This window comes from Streptomyces sp. NPDC048192, assembly GCF_043202415.1.
Classification (GTDB): Bacteria; Actinomycetota; Actinomycetes; order Streptomycetales; family Streptomycetaceae; genus Streptomyces.
The window spans coordinates 51,440-71,640 of the sequence record NZ_JBIDAL010000009.1 but is presented as its reverse complement, the minus strand read 5'-3'; the positions used below and the strand labels follow the sequence as shown (position 1 = coordinate 71,640).

Below are 20,201 nucleotides of genomic sequence, written 5' to 3'. Positions count from 1 at the left end.
CGGACTACGACTCGGCGCGCGGCGGCCGCGCGTCGGCGGCCTGCGTGTCGTAGGCGGACGTGCCCTCGTCCAGCAGCGGTTCCTGCGTCTTGAGGTGGGCCGGCGCGAAGGCGCGCAGCGCGTGGTAGCCGGTGATGACGACCAGGGTGCCCAGGGCGATGCCGCTGAGCGAGAAGTTGCCGGTGAACTTCATGCTCACGTTGCCGACGCCGATGATGATGCCCGCGGCGGCGGGCACCAGGTTCAGCGGGTTGCGCAGATCGACCTTGGCGTGCAGCCAGATCTGGGCGCCGAGCAGGCCGATCATGCCGTACAGGATCACGGTGATGCCGCCGAGGACACCGCCCGGGATCGCGGCCACGACCGCGCCGAACTTGGGGCACACGCCGAAGAGCAGGGCGAAGCCGGCGGCGGCCCAGTAGGCGGCGGTGGAGTAGACGCGGGTCGCGGCCATCACGCCGATGTTCTCGGAGTAGGTGGTGTTCGGCGGGCCGCCCACCGCGGTGGAGAGCATGGACCCGATGCCGTCCGCCGAGATCGCCGTGCCGAGCTTGTCGTCCAGCGGGTCGCCGGTCATCTCGCCGACCGCCTTGACATGGCCCGCGTTCTCGGCGACCAGGGCGATCACGACAGGCAGCGCGACCAGGATCGCCGACCACTGGAAGGACGGCCCGTGGAAGTGCGGCAGCCCGATCCAGTCGGCCTTGGAGACACCGGAGAGGTCGAGCCGCCAGTGGTCGGTGACCTTGCCGCCGGCGCTCATGGAGTGGATCTTGCCGAAGATCCGGTCGAAGGCCCAGGAGACGACGTAGCCGAAGACCAGCCCGAGGAAGATGGCGATACGGGACCAGAAGCCGCGCAGACAGACCACGGCCAGCCCGGTGAACAGCATGACCAGCAGGGCGGTCCACTGGTCCTGGGGCCAGTAGGTGGAGGCGGTGACCGGGGCGAGGTTGAAGCCGATCAGCATCACGACCGCGCCGGTGACGATCGGCGGCATGGCCGCGTGGATGATCCGCGCCCCGAAGCGCTGCACCGCGAGCCCCACCAGGAACAGCACCACGCCGACGACGAACACCGCGCCGGTCACCGTGGCGCTCGTGCCGCCCTGGGCGCGGATGACGGCGGCCACACCCACGAACGACAGGGAGCAGCCCAGGTAGCTCGGCACCCGGCCGCGGGTGGCGAGCAGGAAGATCACGGTCGCCACACCCGACATCATGATGGCCAGGTTCGGGTCCAGGCCCATCAGCACGGGCGCGACGAAGGACGCGCCGAACATCGCGACCACGTGCTGGGCGCCCAGGCCCAGGGTGCGGGGCCAGGAGAGCCGTTCGTCGGGGCGTACCACCGCTCCGGGCGCGGGCGTGCGCCCGTCACCGTGCAGTTTCCAGCGCACGCCGAGGTCCATGTGGGTTTCGCTTTCTTACGTACGTGAAGTCGGTCCGAACCATTGTCAGGGGTGACGAGCGGCTCTACGCTCACCCGGTCGCGTTCATGAATGCTGTTCACCTATCTGATTCCCGATGATCGGAGAGCCCATGAGCGGAAGACCCCGTGCGGCCGTGCTGCTCGCGGCGGTGGTGGCCTTCACCGCCGTGCTCGTCCCCTCCGCGCAGGCCGCGCCCGCCCGATCCGCGCACGCCGCACCCGGCACGCCGCGCACCGCCGTCCTGGACGGCACCCGCCTCCGGCGGACCCGCGCCGGCCTGGGCCGGGACCCCCGGCTCCGGCACGCGCTGCGGGACCTGACCGCCCGCGCCGACACCTGGCTGGACCAGGGCCCCTGGACGGTCGTCGACAAACCGCGCCCCGCACCCGGCGGCGACGTCCACGAGTACCTGAGCCAGGCCCCCTACTGGTGGCCCACGACGACCCCCACCGCCGGCAACCCCTGGGGCTGCCCGTACGTCCAGCGCGACGGGCAGCGCAACCCCGAGGTCGACAGCGGCACGGACCGGCAGGACGCGGAGAAGGTCTTCGACTCGACGTACGACCTCGCGCTCGCCTGGTACTACACCGGCCGGCGGGCCTACGCCGAGAAGGCCGGACAGATCCTGCGCACCTGGTTCCTGGACCCGGCCACCCGGATGAACCCCGACCTGGACCACGCCCAGTTCATCCCGTGCAAGTACGACGGCCGGGCCATCGGCGTCATCGACTTCTCCCAGTCGTACACCAGCGTCCTCGACGCCCAGGCGATCCTCGCCGCCGGCGCCCCCGGCTGGAGCACCGCGGACCGCACGGCGATGGAGAAGTGGAACGCCGGCTTCCTGAACTGGCTGGAGAAGAGCGACTTCGGCAAGGAGGAGGGCGCCGCGGCCAACAACCACGGCACCTTCTACGACATGCAGCTCGCCGCGCTGGCCTACGCGACCGGCGACACCGCCCTGGCCCGGCGGACCGTGCTCGACGCGCGCGCCCGGCGGATCGACCCGCAGATCGCGGGAGACGGCAGCCAGCCGCAGGAGCTCGCCCGCACCCGCAGCTGGCACTACTCCACCTTCGACCTGGTCGCCTACACCCGGCTCGCGGCCATCGGCCGGCACGTGGGCCTGAACCTGTGGGCGTACCGGGGGCCGGACGGGCAGAGCCTGTTCAAGGCGGTCGACTACCTGCTCCCGGCCGCGACCGGCGCCGCCGCGTGGCCGCACCCGGAGCTGGAGTTCCACCGGTACGCGGCCACCGACGTCGTCCACGCGGCGGCCGACGCCGGGGACCCGGCGGCCCGGGCGGCCGTGGCGAAGCTGGAGGCGCCGCCCGGGGGAGACCTGTGGGCGCTGCGGCCGGCCGCCGAGCAGCTGGACTCCATCGCGGGCTGAACGGGTCCGCGGGCTGAACAGGTCATCGGCCAGGGCTTCTGAGCGGTCGCTTAGTATGGATCGTCCGCACCAGCGATGCTCAGGAGCCCCACCCGTGACCGCCGAAGCCCCGATCGCCCCCGTCGTCTCCTACGGCCGGCTCATCCCCGTCACCGTGCACTTCGACGACCTCGACGCGCTCGGCCTCCTGCACAACGCCCGCTACCCGCTGCTGGTCGAGCGGGCGTGGACCGAGCTGTGGAGCGCGTACGGCGTCCGCTTCGACGGCGACTGGCACGCGGCCGGCGACGCCTGCAACGCCGTCCGCGAACTGCGCATCAGCTACGAGGCGCCGGTGACCAGCCCCGGCACCTACGCCGTGCACCTCTGGCTGGACCGGCTCGGCACCACCGGCCTGACCTACGGCTTCCGCTTCTGCTCGGCCGACGGCACGCTGACCTACGCCCAGGGCGCCCGGGTGCTGGTCCGGCTGGACGCGGCCACTCTGCGCCCGGCGCCCTGGTCCGACGCCTTCAGGGCCGCGGGTCGGGAACTGCTGCGGCCGGCCGGCTGACCTCGCTCCGGCCGCCGCGCTCGGCGCTGCGCAGCACCCCCGCGAACACCGAGAGCCCGCAGGCCAGGGCCGTCACCACGCAGAACGACACCACCAGGCTGGTCGCCTGCGCCACCCCGCCGATCAGGCTCGGCGCGATCAGACCCGAGGTGTAGGTGATCGTCGCCACGCCGGCGATGGCCTGGCTCGGATTGGGTCCCGCGTGCCCGGCCGCCGCGAAGCACAGCGGTACGACCACGGCGATGCCGAGCCCCATCAGCGCGAACCCGCCCATCGCCACCGCCTCGTGCCCGGCGCACACGATCAGCACGCCGCCCACCACCGCCAGGCCGCCGCCGGCCCGCACGGTCCGCACCGCGCCGAACCGGTTCACCACCGCGTCCCCGGCGATCCGGGCCACGGCCATCGTGAGCATGAACCCGGTGGTGCAGGCCGCCGCGAGCCCGGCCGAGCTGCCCAGCCGGTCCCGCAGGAACACCGCCGACCAGTCCAGGCTCGCGCCCTCCGCGAACACCGCGCAGAAGCCGACCGTGCCGATCAGCAGCGCCGAGCGGGGCGGCAGCGCGAACCTCGGCGGCGGCTCCTCGTCCTCGGCGGGCTGCAGGTCCAGCACCCAGGAGCAGGCCGTCAGGCCGAGCGCGGTGAGCACGGCCGCGGCGAGCACGAAGTGCAGCCGGGCGTCCGAACCGAGATGGGCCGCCAGGGTGCCGGCCGCCGAGCCGACGAGGGCGCCGGCGCTCCACATGCCGTGCAGGCCCGACATGATCGACCGGCCGAGCAGCCGCTCGATCTCGACGCCCAGCGCGTTCATCGCCACGTCGGCCATGCCCGCGCTCGCGCCGTAGGCGAACATCGCCAGGCACAGAGTGTACAGGTTCGGCGCGAGGGACGGCAGGACCAGGGAGAGGGTCCACAGCGCGATCAGTCCGCGCAGGGCCGTTCGGCTGCCGAAGCGGTGACTGATCCGGCCCGCCAGCGGCATCGAGCACGAGGCGCCGAACGCCGTGAAAGCGAGCGCGAAGCCCAGCTGGCCCGCGCCGAGCGAGGCGTGGTCCTGGATCCACGGCACCCGGGTGGCGAACGAGCCGGTCACGGCGCCGTGCACGGCGAACACGGCCGCCACGGCGTACCGCGCCCGCCTGACCTCACCGCGCGCGTCACTCAGGTCACTCATCTTCCGCCCCTCCCGGGAGTTCCCGTCCCGCCTCGAGCCCACGCACCCGCCGTAAACTATCAGGGAGCCTGCCTGATAGATAGTGGTTTTCAGGGCCGCCGTCGGGGCGCGTCGATCTGGGAGGATCCCGTCATGCCCGCATCACCCAGCACCGCCCGGGCCATCAACGACCGCCTGGCCCTGCGTCTGCTGCAGCACGAAGGCCCGCTCACGGCGGGCCAGTTGAAGCAGCTGACGGGTCTGTCCCGGCCGACCGTCGCCGACCTGGTGGAACGCCTCGCCGCCGCCGGCCTGATCACCGTCGTCGGCGAGTCGGGCGAGCAGCGCCGCGGCCCCAACGCCCGCCTCTACGGCATCGTCGCCGACCGGGCCCAGCTGGCCGCGCTCGACGTCCGCACCGGCGGTGTCGTCGTCCTGGTGTCCGACCTGGTCGGCCGGGTACTGGCCGAGGCGTCCGTGCCGATCGGCGGGGACACCGGCACCGGGCCCGCCGTCGAGCAGGCGGTGACCGCGGTCGAGCGGACGGTGAAGGAGGCCGGCGCCGACCGGCTGCACACCGTCGGCATCGGCGCCCCCGGCCTGATCGACCCGGCCACCGGAGACCTCAGGGACTCCGGGGGCCTGCCCGCCTGGCACCGCAGTCTGGCCGCGGCCCTGCACGACCGGCTGCCGGGCGCCCGGGTCACCGTGGAGAACGAGACCAACCTCGCCGCCCTGGCCGAGCAGCGCGAGGGCGCCGCCCGAGACCGGGACACCTTCGTCCTGCTCTGGCTCGGCCACGGCGTCGGCGCGGCGGTCGTCCTCGACGGCACCCTCCGCCGCGGCGCCTCCGGCGGCACCGGCGAGATCGGCTTCCTGCCCGTCCCGGGCACCACCTCACTCCCTTCGGCGCGGGACTGCGACGGCGGCTTCCACTCCCTGGCCGGCGCGGCGGCCATCGGCCGACTGGCCGCGCAGCACGGCCTGCCCGTCCCGGCCCCGATGGACGGCCCGGCCGCGGCGTCGGTGGTCGAGAGAGCGGTCCGCGAAGCGGAGGAGGCGGCGGCGGGGGCTCCGGGGACCGGAGCACCGGGTGCGGCGCAGGGGGTTCAGGGTCCGGGGAGGCCGGGTGCGGAGGTGGCGCGTCCGGTGGCTTTGGGCGTGGCGGTGCCGGGTGCAGAGGTGGTGGCTCCGGGTGTCGCCCGTGGCGAGGCGGTGGCTCCGGGGGCGGGGGCGCCGGGTGCGGCGCGAAGGGTCCAGAGTGTCGAGACGCCGGGTGCGGGGGAGGGGCGCCCGGTGGATTGGGACGCGGACGCGCCGGCGGCCGTCCGGCCGGACAACCAGTGGCGTGCCGGAGCCTTTCTTCATGCCCTCGCCGACCGGATCGCCGTCGGCGCCGCGTCCGTCGTCGCCGTGCTCGACCCCGGCTGCGTGGTGCTCGGCGGAGAGGTCGGGCAGGCCGGCGGGCCGGTGCTGGCCGGGCTCGTCGAGGACCGCCTGAGCCGTATGTCGCCCCTGGTCACCGAGGTGCGCGCGAGCACCCTCGGCGGGGCGGCGGTGCTGCGCGGGGCGCTGCTGACGGCCCGGGACCGCGCACAGGACGACCTCTTCGCGCCCCCGGACCGCAGCTGACCGGACGCCGGAGTGCCCGTGGCGAAGTCGGCGGTCCGGCGGCGGGCAAGGGCCGTCGTCACCGCCGCCGGACCCGCCCGCACGATAAAAGGACTAGACCAGTCGGGTCAATGGGTTCGAGCCAAGGTCAACTGGCTTCCCATGCCGGTGAGTTATGCGCGGCGGCTGCGTCGCGCAAGGCCGGAGACACGCACTGTGAGGGAACCCACACCCTCCGCCTGTCTGCACGGCCGCCCGGCGTGGCAGACTGGCCCTGTACCAGAAGCAGCGCACTCCGGGGTCGGTGAAAGTCCGAACCGGCGGTTACAGTCCGCGACCCGGTCGCTTCCAGCGGCCGGTTGACCAGGTGAAATTCCTGGACCGACGGTTAAAGTCCGGATGGGAGGCAGTGCGCGGCGGGCGGGCACACCTACGTGTGCGCGTCGCCGTATCTGGGGCTCGTCCATACGCGGACGGCCCTTGCTCGGCGTCGCCCCGTTGTGCTCACCCGTTCATTCTGTCGTCATCGACAGGCCCCGGAGTCCGTGCCCGAAGAGGCAGGAGGACCCGGGAAGTGTTCACCGGAATCGTCGAAGAGCTGGGTGAGGTCACCGCCGTCGAGAACCTCGGCGACGCCTCCCGCTTCCGGCTCCGCGGCCCCGTGGTGACCGAGGGCGCGCGGCACGGCGACTCCATCGCCGTGAACGGGGTCTGTCTCACCGTCGTGGAGCACGAGGGGGACGAGTTCACCGCCGATGTGATGGCGGAGACCCTGCAGCGTTCCAGCCTCGGCGCGCTCACCGTCGGCTCCCGCGTCAACCTCGAACGCCCCATGGCCGTGGGCGCGCGCCTCGGCGGGCACATCGTGCAGGGCCATGTCGACGGCACCGGCGAGGTACTGGAGCGCAAGCCCTCCGAGAACTGGGAGATCGTGAAGATCTCCCTCCCGGCGGACCTCTCCCGCTACGTCGTCGAGAAGGGCTCCATCACCGTCGACGGCATCAGCCTCACCGTCGTGGACGCCGGCGCCGACCACTTCACCGTCAGCCTGATCCCGACCACCCTCGCCCTGACCACGCTCGGCCGCAAGCAGCCCGGCGACCCGGTCAACCTCGAGGTCGACGTCGTCGCCAAGTACGTCGAGCGGCTGCTCGGCGACCGCGTCCAGGGGGCCGCCCGGTGAACTGGCTGAACTCCGAGGCCTTCACCCTCTTCGGCCAGCGCATCATCTGGTCGGACATGACCGGCAACATCCTCGGCCTGATCACCCTCGCCCTCGGCTGGCGCCGCTCCCTGTGGACCTGGCCCGTGCAGTTCCTCTCCGGGCTCGTCCTGTTCGCCGCCTTCTACGGCCATCTGACCGGCAGCGCCGGCAAGCAGGCCGTCGTCATGGCCGTCGCCCTCTACGGCTGGTGGCAGTGGCGGCGCAACAAGGACCGCGCGGACGACGGGCACATCGCCCCCCGGTTCGCCACCTGGCGCGAGCGCGCCGCCATGCTCGGCGCGGCCGCCGCCGGCACGGTCGCCGTGGCCCTGCTCTTCACGGCCTACCCCTCGCTGTCCTGGGACCCCTGGCCCGACGCCTACATCTTCGTCGGCACCATCGTCGCCATGTACGCCCAGGCCAAGGGCATGGTCGAGTTCTGGATCGCCTGGCTGCTCGTCGACCTCGTCGGCGTGCCCCTCAACTTCGCCAACGGCTACGCCTTCTCCGGTTTCGTCTACGTCATCTACGGCGCACTCGTCCTGTGGGGCATGCGCGACTGGTGGCTGCGCTCCCGCAGGAACACGCAGCCCGTCCTGGAAGGAGCCCCGGCATGACCTCGGCACCGCCCCTGTACGACACCGACGCGATCGAGAACTTCGGCCTCGACCCCGTCGAGCAGGCCATCGCCGACATCGCGGCCGGCCGCCCGGTCGTCGTCGTGGACGACGAGGACCGGGAGAACGAGGGCGACCTCGTCATCGCCGCCGAGAAGGCGACCCCCGAGATCGTCGCGTTCATGATGAGCGAGTGCCGGGGACTGATCTGCGCGCCCATGGAGGGCGGGGAACTGGACCGGCTCCAGCTCCCTCAGATGGTCCAGGACAACACCGAGTCGATGAAGACCGCGTTCACCGTCTCGGTCGACGCCTCCGCCGCGCACGGCGTGAGCACCGGCATCTCGGCCTCCGACCGCGCGACGACGCTCCAACTGCTCGCGAGCGGCACGGCCGGGCCCACGGACTTCGTCCGGCCCGGCCACATCTTCCCGCTGCGCGCCAAGCCCGGCGGCGTCCTGGTCCGCAACGGCCACACCGAGGCCGCCGTCGACCTCGCCCGGCTCGCGGGGCTCCGCCCGGCCGGCGCCATCGTGGAGATCGCCGGCGAGGACGGCCGGATGCTCCGCCTGCCCGAGCTGATCCCGTTCGCCCGCAAGCACGGCCTGACGATCATCTCCATCGAGGACCTGATCGCCTACCGCCGCAGCAGCGAGCCCACCGTCCGCCGCGAGGCCGAGACCCGTCTGCCCACCCGGCACGGCACCTTCACCGCCTACGGCTACCGCTCCACCGCCGACGGCGTCGAGCACGTCGCCCTCGTCCACGGCGACATCGGCGCCGGCGAGGACGTCCTGGTCCGCGTCCACTCCGAGTGCCTCACCGGGGACGTCTTCGGCTCCCTGCGCTGCGACTGCGGCCCCCAGCTGGACACCGCCCTGCGGCGCATCCAGGAGGAGGGCCGGGGCGTGGTGGTCTACCTGCGCGGCCACGAGGGACGCGGCATCGGCCTGTTGTCCAAGCTGCGGGCGTACGAACTCCAGGAGCGGGGCCGGGACACCCTGGACGCCAACCTCGAACTGGGCCTGCCCGCCGACGCCCGCGACTACGGCGCGGGCGCGCAGATCCTCGCCGACCTCGGCGTGCGAAGCGTCCGGCTGATGACCAACAACCCCGACAAGACCGACGCGCTGCTGCGGCACGGCCTGAAGGTCACCGGCCGCGAGTCGATGCCGGTCCAGGCCGGCGAGCACAATCTGCACTACCTGCGCACCAAGCGCGACCGTATGGGACACGACCTGCCCTGGCTGGACACGCCGGCCGTGGCGGCCAACCAGTAAGCCGGTCGATCAGCAAGCGAACAGGCACGACAGCAAGGCACTGAGGAGACACGTGAGCGGCAAGGGTGCACCGGAGTTGTCCGTACGCAACGCGAGCGACCTGCGGGTCGCCGTCATCGCGGCGCAGTGGCACGAGAAGGTGATGGACGGTCTGGTGAACGGCGCCCTGCGCGCCCTGCGCGAGCTGGGGATCGACGAGCCGACCCTGATCCGGGTCCCGGGCAGCTTCGAACTCCCGGTCGCCGCCAAGGTGCTGGCCGGACGCGGCTACGACGCCGTGGTCGCCCTCGGCGTCGTCATCCGCGGCGGCACCCCGCACTTCGACTACGTCTGCCAGGGCGTCACCGCCGGACTCACCCAGGTCAGCGTCGAGACCGGCGTGCCCGTCGGCTTCGGCGTGCTCACCTGCGACACCGAGGAGCAGGCCCTGGACCGGGCCGGCCTGGAGGGCTCGAACGAGGACAAGGGCCACGAGGCGGTGACCGCGGCGGTCTCGACCGCCGCCACGCTGCGCTCGGTATCCGAACCCTGGCACTGAGGCACCGGCCGGAGCGCGTAGGGTAAGGACCACCATGTCCAAGAAGACGTTCGAGGAGCTCTTCACCGAGCTCCAGCAGAAGGCCGCCCACGGCGACCCCGCCACCTCCCGCACCGCCGAGCTGGTCGGCAAGGGCGTCCATGCCATCGGCAAGAAGGTCGTCGAAGAGGCCGCCGAGGTCTGGATGGCCGCCGAGTACGAGGGCAAGGAGGCGGCCGCCGAGGAGATCTCCCAGCTGCTGTACCACGTCCAGGTGATGATGGTCGCCCGCGGGATCTCCCTGGACGACGTCTACGCCCACCTGTAACCCGCCCCGCCGCACAAGCCGTAGAAACCCCCTTCACGCAAAGGAAGCCGACCTCATGCTGCGCATCGCCGTCCCCAACAAGGGTTCACTGTCCGGCCCTGCGGCGGAGATGCTGCATGAGGCCGGCTACCAGCAGCGCCGCGAGTCCAAGGAACTGCGGATCGTCGACCCGGTGAACGAGGTCGAGTTCTTCTACCTCCGCCCCCGCGACATCGCGATCTACGTCGCCTCCGGCCGCCTCGACCTGGGCATCACCGGCCGCGACCTGCTGATCGACTCCGGCGCCGGCGCCGAGGAGATCCTTCCGCTCGGCTTCGCCCGCTCCACCTTCCGCTTCGCCGCCAAGCCGGGCACCGCGAACGGCGTCGAGGACCTCAAGGGCAAGACGGTCGCCACCTCCTACGAGGGCATCGTCGCAGGTCACCTCGAGGACAAGGGCGTCGACGCCTCCGTCGTCCACCTGGACGGCGCCGTGGAGACCGCCATCGAGCTGGGCGTCGCCGAGGTCATCGCCGACGTCGTCGAGACCGGCACCAGCCTGCGCAACGCCGGCCTGGAGGTCTTCGGCGAGCCGATCATGAAGTCCGAGGCCATCGTCATCCTCCCCCAGGCTCGAACGCACTCGCCCGGGGGGACCCCCACCACCGGCGCCGACGCCGAGGAGCCGAAGGTCCAGCAGTTCCTGCGCCGCCTCCAGGGCGTCCTGGTCGCCCGGACGTACGTGATGATGGACTACGACTGCCGGGTCGAGCAGCTCGAGAAGGCCGTCGCGCTCACCCCCGGTCTGGAGTCCCCGACCGTCTCCCCGCTGCACAACGAGGGCTGGGTCGCGGTCCGCGCCATGGTCCCCGCCAAGGAGGCGCAGCGGATCATGGACGACCTGTACGCCATCGGCGCCCGCGCCATCCTGACCACGGCCATCCACGCCTGCCGCCTGTAAGGGGTACGCACCGAGATGTCCGACACGCCCACCCTTCCCGACCTCCCCGTCACGTTCCGGCCGGGTCACACCCGGGCCATCCTGCTCACCGCCGGTGTGCTGATCTTCCTGACCATCTCCGGGATCGCGCTGCTGCTGGAGCAGCTCGGCCCGGGGGAGCGGGCCAGCTTCGTGGTCACCGGCGCGCTGATCTTCTGGGTGCTGGCCCGGATCTCCCGGGTGAAGGTCGTCGCCGACGAGTCCGGTGTGACGGTGGTGAACATCGCGAGCCGGCGGCGCCTGGAGTGGCCGGAGATCCTTCAGGTGAACCTCCGTCCGGGGGATCCCTGGGTCTTCCTCAACCTCAGCGACGGCACCAGCCTGCCCGCGCTCGGCATCCAGCCGGGGCTCGCCAAGCAGCGCGCCATCGCGGACGCGGGGGCGCTGCGGGCCCTCGCCGAGGCCCGTGCGACGGCCCACCCGGCGGACGGCCGGGGCTGACCCGGAAGACGCGTCAGGGGTGATTCGGGGCTCACTCCGGGTCGCCCACCCTGCCCCATCGGGCGCCGTCTTGATTAATCTGGTGGCGGAGGCCCTTTCGCCGGGCCTTCGCCCCTGGACGCCGCCCGGCGCACAGGGGTTCCTGCTACCCGAGGAGTGACTCCCTCCAGCGATGGACGGATCGTCCTGTAGTACCTGCGCCGCCCCGACCCGACATACCGGGAAGGCGGTGGCAGCGTGACCATCTCCCTGCTGCTCCTGGGAGCGGCTTTCCTGCTGATCCTCGCCAACGGCTTCTTCGTGGCCGCCGAGTTCGGCCTCGTGACCGTCGAGGCGACGGAGGCCGAGAAGGCCGCCGCCGAGGGCGACCGACGGGCCCGTAGGGTCGCCGAGTCGCTCAAGGAGCTGTCCTTCCAGCTGTCCGGCACCCAGCTCGGCATCACCATCACCTCCCTGGTCGTCGGCATGCTCGCCGAGCCCGCCCTGGCCCGGCTGCTGCGCGGCCCGTTCGCAGCGCTCGGCATCCCCGGCGGCGCCGTCTCCGGTGTCGCCGTGGTCGTCGGCATGCTGCTGGCCTCCGCCGTCCAGATGGTGATCGGCGAGCTCGTGCCCAAGAACTGGGCGGTGTCCAAGCCGCTGCCGGTCGCCCGGTTCGTGGCCGGCCCGCAGGCCGGCTTCTCCCGCCTGTTCCGCCCGGTGATCGCCGCGCTCAACACCGTCGCCAACCGGCTGGTGCGGGCCCTCGGCGTCGAACCCGCCGAGGAACTGGCCTCCGCCCGCACCCCGGGCGAACTCGTCTCCCTGGCCCGCCACTCCGCGCAGGCCGGAGCCCTGGAGCAGGACACGGCCGACCTGTTCGTGCGCACCCTGTCCCTGGGCGAACTGACCGCGCAGCACGTCATGACCCCGCGCGTGAAGGTCAGCGCGCTGCAGGACACGGCCACCGCCGAGGACGTCGTCAACCTCACCCGGGCCACCGGCCTGTCCCGCTTCCCCGTCTACCGGGAGAAGATCGACGAGATCGTGGGCATGGCCCATCTGAAGGACGCCCTCGCCGTCCCCGTGCACGACCGCCTGCGCACCCCCGTCGGCCGCATCGCCCGCAAGGCGCTCCTGGTCCCCGAGACCCTGCCGGTCCAGCCCCTGCTGGCCCGGCTGCGCTCCGAGCAGCCCATCGCGGTCGTCGTCGACGAGTACGGCGGCACGGCCGGCGTGGTCACCCTGGAGGACATCGTCGAGGAGCTCGTCGGCGAGGTCCGCGACGAGCACGACGCCAAGGACATGCCCGAACTGGCCCCGGCCCCGCCCGAGGACGGCCGGCCCGCCTGGGACGCCGCCGGCAGCTGCCGGGTCGACATCCTCCAGCGCATAGGCCTCGACGTGCCCGAGGGGCCGTACGAGACGGTCGCCGGACTCGTCGCCGACCTGCTGGGCCGCATCCCGGCCCCCGGCGACCGGGCCGAGCTGCCCGGCTGGCGGCTCTCGGTCCGCCAGGTCGGCCACTACCGCGCCGAACGGGTCCGCCTGGTCCGTACGGCCCCGGCGGCCAATGTGATGGAGGCCGCCCGATGAGCGTCCTCCAACTGGTCTTCGCCGCGCTGCTCGTGCTCGCCAACGGCTTCTTCGTGGGCGCCGAGTTCGCGCTCGTCTCGGTGCGCCGCAGCCAGATCGAACCGCTCGGCACCGCCCGCGCCCGCCAGGTGATCCACGGCCTGGAGCGGCTGCCGCAGATGATGGCGGCGGCCCAGTTCGGCATCACGGTCTGCTCGCTGACCCTCGGCGCGGTGGCCGAGCCGACGGTGGCGCACCTGCTGGAGCCGGTGTTCGCCGTGGTCCACCTTCCCGACGGCATGGTCCACCCGCTGGGCTACGTCATCGCGCTGGCCGCGGTGGTCTTCTTCCACCTGGTCGTCGGCGAGATGGTGCCCAAGAACCTCGCGATGGCGGCCCCCGAGAAGGCGGCGCTCTGGCTCAGCCCCGGGCTGGTCTGGTTCGCCCGCGTCTGCAAGCCGATCACCGTCACCCTCGGCGCCTGCGCGCAGGGCATCCTGCGGCTCTTCCGGGTCGAGCCGAAGGACGAGGTCGAGGCCGTCGTCACCACCGAGCAGCTCAACCGCCTGCTGGAGGACTCCGGCCAGGCGGGCCTGCTCGACCCCGAGGAGCGCGAGCGCCTGGAGGACGCCCTGGAACTCGGCTCCCGCCCGGTGACGGACGTCCTGCTGCGCCGGGAGTCACTCGTCACGGTGACCCCGGCGGTCACCCCGGGCGAGATCGTCGAGCTGACGGCCCGCACCGGCTACTCCCGCTTCCCGGTCGCCGCGTCGGACAAGGGCCCCTTCATGGGGTACCTCCACGTCAAGGACGTGCTGGACCTGGAGCACTCCGACCGCGCCGTCCCGCAGCACGTCTGGCGCCCCATGACCACGCTGCGGGCCGAGCTGCCGCTCGACGACGCGCTGACGGTCATGCGGCGAGCGGCCACGCACCTGGCGCAGGTCGCCGACGCCTCCGGCAGGGTGCTGGGGCTGGTGGCCCTGGAGGACGTCCTGGAGCTGCTGGTGGGCGAGGTCCGTGACCCGGCCCACCGGGAGATGCCGGAGCCGCGGATGAGCGGGGAACCGGAGCAGGTGCTCGCTTCCTAGCCGGGGCGGTGGGAAGCCGCGCGGGTACGGGCCGGCCCGGCCCGCGCGGCGCAACCCGCCATGTCGAACACAGCCCCGCGCCCCTTCGGGGCGCTTCACATACCCGACGGGTCGTGCGGCCCGCGCCCCGACAGGACCTCTCCGTACGCCTGCATCAGGTCGGGCAACCGCAGCGTGGCCAGGTCCTCCCGGGACAGGGAACCCGGGTATGTCGACAGCCTGAGATCCCGGTAGGCGCAGCTCTTCTCGTACAGCGTCCGCAGGAACCGCCCGTTGCCCAGTTCGTCGATCCAGCCCTGTTCGACGACGTGCCCGGCGATCGAGCGCAGCTCCTCCAGCGCCTCCTCGTCCCACACGTCCCCGTTCTCCCCGGCCAGCACCTTGCCGATCTCGGTGAGCTCCTGCGGACGGTACGAGGGGAAGTCGACGCGGGTGGTGAAACGGGAGGACAGCCCGGGGTTCGCCGCCAGCAGCCGGTCCATGCCCTCCGGGTAGCCGGCGAGGATCACCACCAGATGGTCCCGGTTGTCCTCGGCCCGCTTCAGCAGCACCTGCAACGCCTCGTCACCGTAGGCGTCCCCCTTGCCGTACCCGGAGTTGGACAGCGAGTACGCCTCGTCCACGAACAGCACGCCGCCGATCGCGGAGTCGATCAGCTCGTTGGCCTTCACCGCCGTCTGCCCGAGGTACTCGCCGACCAGATCCGCCCGCTGGGCCTCCACCAGATGGTCGCCGCCGAGCAGCCCGAGCGCGTAGAACACCCGGCCCAGGATCCGGGCCACCGTCGTCTTCCCGGTGCCCGAGGGACCGGAGAAGACGAAGTGCCGCTTCGGCGGCTGCACCGGCAGCCCCTGCCCGGCCCGCAGCCGGGCCATGTTCAGCTGCGCGGACAACGCCTTGACCTGGCGTTTCACCGGTTCCAGGCCCACCATGCGCTCGAGTTCGGCGAGCGCCTCCTCCAGCAGGGCGGGGTCGGTCGGACCGGCCGGGATGGGCGAGGTGGACAGACCGGTCCTCATCCGCACCGCGGGATCGGCCACCGACGGCAGGGGCCCCGTCGGCAGGTCCGGCTCCGGCAGCCGCAGATCACGTCCCTCGGTGCCGAAGATCGGATCGAAACCGTCGGGGCCGTCCACGCTGTCCTGCCCGGCGCCGGTCAGCGTGATCGCGGCGAGGTCGGCGGTGTCGTCGTAGCCGTCGCCCTCGGCGATCGCGGCCAGCCGGGCCGAGGTGTCCATGAAGGCGGGGTCGACGCGGTGCACGGCCCGGTACAGGGGGAGGGCCGCCGCCGAGCGTCCGGTGCCCTCGTGCGCCCGCGCCAGCCAGTAGCGCAGCTCCTTGCGCTGCGGCTGCTCGCTGCGGCAGCGCATCAGCGCCGCCGACAGCAGGGGTTCGGCCTGGCCGTACATCTCCAGCCGGACCCGGGCCATGCCGCCGAACAGGCCCGCCTCGATGCCGAGCAGGGGATCGTCCAGCAGCGGATCGGTGTGCCGTACCAGCTGCTCCCAGTCCTTGACCAGGTAGGCGCGGCAGGCGTGCAGAAAGCGGACCTGGGGGTCGGTGTCGACCGGGGGCAGCCCGGCGAGGGCCCGGTCCAGCTCGGGCACGTGCCGGCCGTCCAGCCAGTGGGAGGCGTGCGCGAGCAGCAGGTCGCGCGGGCTCTCCAGCACCGGCTGCACCCACCAGCCCAGCCAGTACCAGGAGTTGAGCGACCTGCGGTGCCGGGCGCGCTGTTCCCCGAAGCGGTCGCGGTGCCGGAACATCCGCAGCAGCGAGGTCGTCGTGTCGACCCGGAGCGCGTGCAGTCCGAGCCAGCCGTCGGCCATCCCGGGGTCCATCCGCACCGCGGCGCGGAACTCCTCCTCCGCCTGGGGATAGGCGCCCATCGTGTAGGCGTCCACCCCCCGCAGCCAGGCCAGGTCGGCCGGGGCCTCGGGGCCCTGCGTGCCGAAGTCCATCCCGTCCCCCCACAGACCGTGTCCCCGTGGATCACCACCGGGCAGTCGCCCGACGGCCGCCGCGGTCGAACCGCTGTGCCGCGGACCGGAGTTGCCAGTGCGCGAGGCAGCCTCGAAGGTCGCACCGAGGGCATCGTACCCGCGCGGAGACCGCCTGCCGAAGGGTGCCGCACAGGCCGTTGGACGAGGTGGGAGCAGACGGGGCGCACAGGGCTCGGTGACCGTGGGTGAGCGGATCGGGGTGCGCGGGACCGGGGAAGGGGTGAAGCGGACAGAACGAAGCCCCCGATCACGGGGGAACAACCGGGGGCTTCGCGTCTGTGGCGGCTTCGCATCACCGCTCATTGAGAACGTAAGACCTGTACGGCCCCTGGGTCAAGCCGAGTTGGGACACTGGCGGAAGTTCCCCCGCAAGGGTCTTCACACGTTCACCACACCGCGGACGATCCATTACTGTGGGTGACATCTTGGTCCGGTCCAGTCGTTGACCCGGGCCCCGGAAGCACCCCGTATCCCTCGGGTGTCTGCAGCACCAGAAGATCGGCGTGGGGGCGTGAGGGGTCCCGGGCGAAGTGCGCGCGCTCCGCCGCGACCCAGCCCTGCCAGAACTCGCGCTGCTCCGGTCCGTCCCGCAGCCGGCCGCGTGCCCAGGACTCCTCCCGGGGCACCTCCATCCACAGCAGCAGGGCCAGATACGGCCGCAGCGCCCGGCGGCCCGCGCCGACGCCCTCCACGAGGACCACGGGCGCGGCCGGCAGCGGGCGGGGCGCGCCGAAAGTCCGGGCCCGCCAGTCGTAGGGCGTGTAGGAGGCGCTCTCGCCGCGGGCGAACGGCTGGACCACCTGGGTCATCAGCCGGCCGGTCCACTCGAAGAGCTGCTCGTGACTGGCGATGTCGTCGAGGTGCAGCACCGGAGCCCCGCCGAGCGCGGCGGCCACCTGCCCGGCGAAGGTGGACTTCCCCGAACCGGCGTGCCCGTCGACGCCGACCAGCCGGACCGGTCCGACAGAAGGAGGCAGCCCGCGCAGCCGGGCGGCGAGTTCACGAATGACGGTTCCCCCGGTTGCGGGTCGATGCGGGCGGTTGTCCGGAAACAGTGTAGTAGTGCCGTATAGAGGCCCGGTGTGACCCTTTGCCGCCGTACGGCAGGTACCGCGCGGAACCGAAAAAGTCGCGTTTTGAATCATCGGCGGGCGCCCGGTCATTGGCCTCGGATAAACATTCACGAAACCCCTGACCGATATGTCGAATCACCCGTTCCGGGTGTGCCCGGCACTGAGTAAGGTGCCTCCAGCACGACCGACCACGGGGACTGGCAGGGGGAGATGGCCGCGGAGTTATTCGAAGGGCACTATGTGTGGCACCCGGCGGCCGACGACCGTGTCCTCGCGAGCGCGTGCGTCGATGTGCGCGCCGGGCGTTATCGCTGCGCCCACGAAGCGCTCGCCGAGACGCGTTCCGACTTCGCCCTGCGCGCCCATCGCTCGCTGGTCCTCGCCTCCGAGGCGGCCGGGACCGATCTCGTCGAGCGCTGGCTCGCCGAGGAGCCGACGCCCGAGGCCGCGCTGATGTGGGCCAGGGTCGCGGTCCAGCGCGCGCTGCGGGCCGCCGACGCGCACGACGAGCGCGCCGAGGCGCTGGAGCGGATCGCCCTGACCGCCTGCGACCGGGCCGCCGCCATGGCCCCCAAGGACCCCACACCCTGGGTCGCCAGGCTCGCCATGGCCCGGCTGCACCGGCCCCGTGACCCGGCCCCGCACGGCCTGCTCACCTCGCCGACGGGCCCCTGGCGGCTGTTCGCGCACGTCCTGTCGCTCGACCCCTGGAACCGCGAGGGCCACCACCGCTTCCTGTCCTTCTTCTTCACGCGGCACGGCGGCTCGGTCAACGCGGCCTGGGACGTGGCCGCCTTCCTCAGCCAGCGGGCGCCCACCGACTCCGCCCTGCGGCTGCTGCCCCTCGTGGCCCTGGTGGAGAGCTACAACCCCACCCAGCTGCTCGCCGACCGCGTCTGGGAGCAGCCGCAGTGGCGCTCCACCGCGCTGGCGATCTACCAGAACTGGCTGCCGGCGGTGGCCGGTTACCGCTTCACCCCCGTGCTCGACCTGGCCTACCTCGCACACGCCCTGGTCATGGCCCAGCGCGCGTTCGAGGCCCGGGCCGTGCTCACGGCGATGGGCCCGTACGCCTCCCGCATGCCCTGGAGCGCCTTCGGCGACCCCACCGAGCAGCTCTCCCGGGCCCGGCGCGCCTGTGGCCTGCCCGTGCCGCGGCCCGACTGATCCGCATCTGCTCCGCCCCCCTTCCCCCGGATTCACTCAGAGAAAGGCCCATCTGTGTCGGAACGGACATCGAAGCCCCGGGCGCAGGCCCGCGCGGGCGCGGACCCGGTCGTACTCGACGACGACGCGACCCTGCATGCGATGGGTTATCCGCGAAAACTCACCCGGCGTTTCCAGGCGTTCGACAATTTCGCGATCTCCTTCACCATCATCAATATCCTCTCGGGTATCTTCTCGTCCTTCGGATTCGGTATGAACGCGGGCGGCCCCCGCATTCTCGTGTTCGGCTGGATCGGCGTCTGCGTCATGGTTCTGCTCATCGGCGCGTCCATGGCGGAAGTCGCCTCCGCCTATCCGACGAGCGGTGCCCTGTATTTCTCCGCCGGTAAACTCGCGAAGCGGCACAAGGGCGCCTGGTCCTGGTTCACCGGCTGGCTGAACTTCGTGGGCCAGATCGGCGGCACCGCCGCCACCGGCTATGCGGCCGCCACCTTCATCCAGGCGTTCGTGCAACTGCAGTGGCCCTCGTACCAGCCGACCGCGCACCAGACGGTGCTGATCACAGCCGTGATCATCGTCCTGCAGGGGCTCGCCAACACCTATACGGTGCAGCTCGTAGCCGTACTGAACCGTATTTCCGTGTGGTGGCTGCTGATCGGACTCGTGGTGATCGTGGGGGCACTGATAGTGATGCCCGATCATCATCAGTCGGTGTCCTTCGTGACGCATTTCGAGAACAACACCGGCTTCAGGAGCGGGCTTTACGGCGGCATGCTCGGCCTGCTGGTCACCAGCTGGACGTTCACCGGATTCGACGGCAGCTTCCACATGTCCGAGGAAACGGTGCACGCCACGGTGAACGCGCCGAAGGGGATCACCCGCGCCATCGGCTATTCCGCGATCACCGGCCTGATCCTGATGCTCGCACTGGTCTACAGCATCGGCGACTACGCCAAACAGGCGAGTGCCGACGCGCCTCCCGTCCAGATCCTCATCGACGGGCTCGGCCTCGGCGCCGCCAAGGTCATGCTCCTCATCGTCATCGGCGCGATGCTCTTCTGCGGGCTCGCCAACCTCACCAGCAACACCCGGCAGATCTTCGCCTTCTCCCGCGACGGCGCCATGCCGGGCTCCCGCTGGTGGCACTCGGTCTCGCCGCGCACCCGCACCCCCGTGAAGGCGGTGTGGCTCGCGGTCGCCTGCTCGCTGGCGCTGGTCGTGCCCGGCTGGTGGTCCCACACCGCGTTCACCGCGATCGTCAGCGTCAACGTGGTCGGTCTCTTCCTCGCCTACGCGGTGCCGATCTTCCTGCGGCTGCGGCTCGGTGACGCGTTCCAGCCGGGGCCGTGGCACCTGGGGCGCTGGGGGCGGCCGGTCGGCTGGCTCGCGGTGGTCTGGATCGTGCTCAGCAGCGTCCTGTTCATGCTGCCGCAGGCCTCGCCGATCACCGTCGACTCCTTCAACTACGCGCCGATCGCGCTCGCCGTCGTCCTCGTCGTGGCGACGGTGTGGTGGTTCGCCACGGCCCGCCGCCGCTTCCAGGGGCCGATCAGCTACGGCCGCCCGGACGAGGTGGCGGCGATGGACCTGGTCTGACCGGCACGCTCGGTGCAGGTGTGCGGGCGTGGGAGCCGGCCGCCCGGTCCCCGCGCCCCACCCGGCACGCACCGGCACCGCTCGGCCGTGGAAGGCGCTTTCACCGGTCCAGACCAATATTGGTGGCGCGGCATGCGTCGAAGTGCTGGCAGGGCCCTGCCGCCTGCTCCATAGTTGGCGCACAACCGCACCGGATCACCGGACACCTGGGGGTAATC

18 protein-coding genes and 1 riboswitch are annotated in these 20,201 nt (G+C 72.0%); of the genes, 14 read left to right on the top strand and 4 right to left on the bottom strand.

Annotated elements, in window-relative coordinates; translation table 11 throughout:
• Window positions 1–4 precede the first annotated feature (4 nt).
• Window positions 5–1,411 carry a uracil-xanthine permease family protein gene (locus tag ACGFZN_RS20375; RefSeq protein ID WP_393859870.1) on the bottom strand — a complete coding sequence of 469 codons (1,407 nt, stop codon included), beginning with the start codon at window positions 1,409–1,411 and terminating at the stop codon, window positions 5–7.
• Window positions 1,412–1,541: 130 nt separating this feature from the next.
• On the opposite strand from ACGFZN_RS20375, the gene ACGFZN_RS20370 reads away from it, so the two are divergent.
• Together ACGFZN_RS20370 and ACGFZN_RS20365 are read left to right on the top strand one after the other, a co-directional pair.
• On the top strand, window positions 1,542–2,822 hold the full coding sequence (locus tag ACGFZN_RS20370; protein WP_393859869.1) for an alginate lyase family protein: 1,281 nt from the start codon (window positions 1,542–1,544) through the stop codon (window positions 2,820–2,822).
• Between the two features lie 94 nt (window positions 2,823–2,916).
• On the top strand, window positions 2,917–3,375 hold the full coding sequence (locus ACGFZN_RS20365; protein WP_393859868.1) for an acyl-CoA thioesterase: 459 nt from the start codon (window positions 2,917–2,919) through the stop codon (window positions 3,373–3,375).
• On the opposite strand, the gene ACGFZN_RS20360 is transcribed toward ACGFZN_RS20365, so the two are convergent.
• Window positions 3,335–4,549 (bottom strand): MFS transporter, encoded by a 1,215-nt coding sequence (locus tag ACGFZN_RS20360; RefSeq protein WP_393859867.1) that lies wholly within the window; start codon window positions 4,547–4,549, stop codon window positions 3,335–3,337. The genes ACGFZN_RS20365 and ACGFZN_RS20360 overlap by 41 nt on opposite strands.
• A 132-nt stretch (window positions 4,550–4,681) precedes the next feature.
• On the opposite strand from ACGFZN_RS20360, the gene ACGFZN_RS20355 reads away from it, so the two are divergent.
• From ACGFZN_RS20355 to ACGFZN_RS20310, 10 genes are all read left to right on the top strand, one after another.
• Complete coding sequence (locus tag ACGFZN_RS20355) at window positions 4,682–6,160, top strand: ROK family transcriptional regulator (RefSeq protein WP_393859866.1); 1,479 nt, start codon at window positions 4,682–4,684, stop codon at window positions 6,158–6,160.
• A gap of 265 nt (window positions 6,161–6,425) precedes the next feature.
• A riboswitch (FMN riboswitch) is annotated at window positions 6,426–6,556 on the top strand.
• Between the two features lie 157 nt (window positions 6,557–6,713).
• Window positions 6,714–7,322, top strand: a complete 609-nt coding sequence (locus ACGFZN_RS20350; RefSeq protein ID WP_393859865.1) for a riboflavin synthase — start codon at window positions 6,714–6,716, stop codon at window positions 7,320–7,322.
• Window positions 7,319–7,960 carry a nicotinamide riboside transporter PnuC gene (locus tag ACGFZN_RS20345; RefSeq protein WP_393859864.1) on the top strand — a complete coding sequence of 214 codons (642 nt, stop codon included), beginning with the start codon at window positions 7,319–7,321 and terminating at the stop codon, window positions 7,958–7,960. The genes ACGFZN_RS20350 and ACGFZN_RS20345 overlap by 4 nt, the downstream gene beginning before the upstream one ends.
• Window positions 7,957–9,240, top strand: a complete 1,284-nt coding sequence (locus ACGFZN_RS20340) for a bifunctional 3,4-dihydroxy-2-butanone-4-phosphate synthase/GTP cyclohydrolase II (protein WP_393859863.1) — start codon at window positions 7,957–7,959, stop codon at window positions 9,238–9,240. The genes ACGFZN_RS20345 and ACGFZN_RS20340 overlap by 4 nt, the downstream gene beginning before the upstream one ends.
• Before the next feature lie 52 nt (window positions 9,241–9,292).
• Entirely contained in the window at window positions 9,293–9,778 is a 486-nt protein-coding gene (gene ribH / locus ACGFZN_RS20335) for a 6,7-dimethyl-8-ribityllumazine synthase (protein WP_360157598.1), read from the top strand.
• 34 nt (window positions 9,779–9,812) lie between these two features.
• Window positions 9,813–10,085, top strand: a complete 273-nt coding sequence (locus ACGFZN_RS20330) for a phosphoribosyl-ATP diphosphatase (RefSeq protein ID WP_023552153.1) — start codon at window positions 9,813–9,815, stop codon at window positions 10,083–10,085.
• A gap of 55 nt (window positions 10,086–10,140) precedes the next feature.
• A complete protein-coding gene (gene hisG / locus ACGFZN_RS20325; protein WP_393859862.1) occupies window positions 10,141–11,025 on the top strand; it encodes an ATP phosphoribosyltransferase in 885 nt (294 codons plus the stop codon).
• A 15-nt stretch (window positions 11,026–11,040) separates the two neighbouring features.
• Window positions 11,041–11,505 (top strand): PH domain-containing protein, encoded by a 465-nt coding sequence (locus ACGFZN_RS20320; protein ID WP_393859861.1) that lies wholly within the window; start codon window positions 11,041–11,043, stop codon window positions 11,503–11,505.
• Between the two features lie 237 nt (window positions 11,506–11,742).
• The gene (locus ACGFZN_RS20315; protein WP_393859860.1) at window positions 11,743–13,077 is read left to right on the top strand and encodes a hemolysin family protein; all 1,335 of its coding nucleotides are present in this window, start codon (window positions 11,743–11,745) and stop codon (window positions 13,075–13,077) included.
• Window positions 13,074–14,147 (top strand): hemolysin family protein, encoded by a 1,074-nt coding sequence (locus ACGFZN_RS20310; RefSeq protein ID WP_393859859.1) that lies wholly within the window; start codon window positions 13,074–13,076, stop codon window positions 14,145–14,147. The genes ACGFZN_RS20315 and ACGFZN_RS20310 overlap by 4 nt, the downstream gene beginning before the upstream one ends.
• A 95-nt stretch (window positions 14,148–14,242) precedes the next feature.
• Here ACGFZN_RS20310 and ACGFZN_RS20305 read toward each other — a convergent pair whose 3' ends face one another.
• Together ACGFZN_RS20305 and ACGFZN_RS20300 are read right to left on the bottom strand one after the other, a co-directional pair.
• Entirely contained in the window at window positions 14,243–16,105 is a 1,863-nt protein-coding gene (locus ACGFZN_RS20305; protein WP_393859858.1) for an AAA family ATPase, read from the bottom strand.
• Window positions 16,106–16,533: 428 nt separating this feature from the next.
• Window positions 16,534–17,202 carry a uridine kinase gene (locus ACGFZN_RS20300; RefSeq protein WP_393860198.1) on the bottom strand — a complete coding sequence of 223 codons (669 nt, stop codon included), beginning with the start codon at window positions 17,200–17,202 and terminating at the stop codon, window positions 16,534–16,536.
• 228 nt (window positions 17,203–17,430) lie between these two features.
• Between ACGFZN_RS20300 and ACGFZN_RS20295 the strand changes: the two genes are divergently transcribed.
• Together ACGFZN_RS20295 and ACGFZN_RS20290 are read left to right on the top strand one after the other, a co-directional pair.
• Entirely contained in the window at window positions 17,431–18,387 is a 957-nt protein-coding gene (locus ACGFZN_RS20295) for a hypothetical protein (protein ID WP_393859857.1), read from the top strand.
• Between the two features lie 54 nt (window positions 18,388–18,441).
• On the top strand, window positions 18,442–19,983 hold the full coding sequence (locus ACGFZN_RS20290; RefSeq protein ID WP_393859856.1) for an amino acid permease: 1,542 nt from the start codon (window positions 18,442–18,444) through the stop codon (window positions 19,981–19,983).
• The last annotated feature ends 218 nt before the right edge of the window (window positions 19,984–20,201 follow it).

Excerpts from the sequence above, each read along its gene's own strand:
- ACGFZN_RS20360 (WP_393859867.1), bottom strand. The coding sequence starts at position 4,549 with ATGAGTGACCTGAGTGACGCGCGCGGTGAGGTCAGGCGGGCGCGGTAC.
- ACGFZN_RS20305 (WP_393859858.1), bottom strand. The coding sequence starts at position 16,105 with ATGGACTTCGGCACGCAGGGCCCCGAGGCCCCGGCCGACCTGGCCTGG.
- ACGFZN_RS20320 (WP_393859861.1), top strand. The coding sequence starts at position 11,041 with ATGTCCGACACGCCCACCCTTCCCGACCTCCCCGTCACGTTCCGGCCG.
- ACGFZN_RS20340 (WP_393859863.1), top strand. The coding sequence starts at position 7,957 with ATGACCTCGGCACCGCCCCTGTACGACACCGACGCGATCGAGAACTTC.
- ACGFZN_RS20295 (WP_393859857.1), top strand. The coding sequence starts at position 17,431 with ATGGCCGCGGAGTTATTCGAAGGGCACTATGTGTGGCACCCGGCGGCC.
- ACGFZN_RS20375 (WP_393859870.1), bottom strand. The coding sequence starts at position 1,411 with ATGGACCTCGGCGTGCGCTGGAAACTGCACGGTGACGGGCGCACGCCC.
- hisG (WP_393859862.1), top strand. The coding sequence starts at position 10,141 with ATGCTGCGCATCGCCGTCCCCAACAAGGGTTCACTGTCCGGCCCTGCG.
- ACGFZN_RS20330 (WP_023552153.1), top strand. The coding sequence starts at position 9,813 with ATGTCCAAGAAGACGTTCGAGGAGCTCTTCACCGAGCTCCAGCAGAAG.
- ACGFZN_RS20355 (WP_393859866.1), top strand. The coding sequence starts at position 4,682 with ATGCCCGCATCACCCAGCACCGCCCGGGCCATCAACGACCGCCTGGCC.
- ACGFZN_RS20370 (WP_393859869.1), top strand. The coding sequence starts at position 1,542 with ATGAGCGGAAGACCCCGTGCGGCCGTGCTGCTCGCGGCGGTGGTGGCC.
- ACGFZN_RS20310 (WP_393859859.1), top strand. The coding sequence starts at position 13,074 with ATGAGCGTCCTCCAACTGGTCTTCGCCGCGCTGCTCGTGCTCGCCAAC.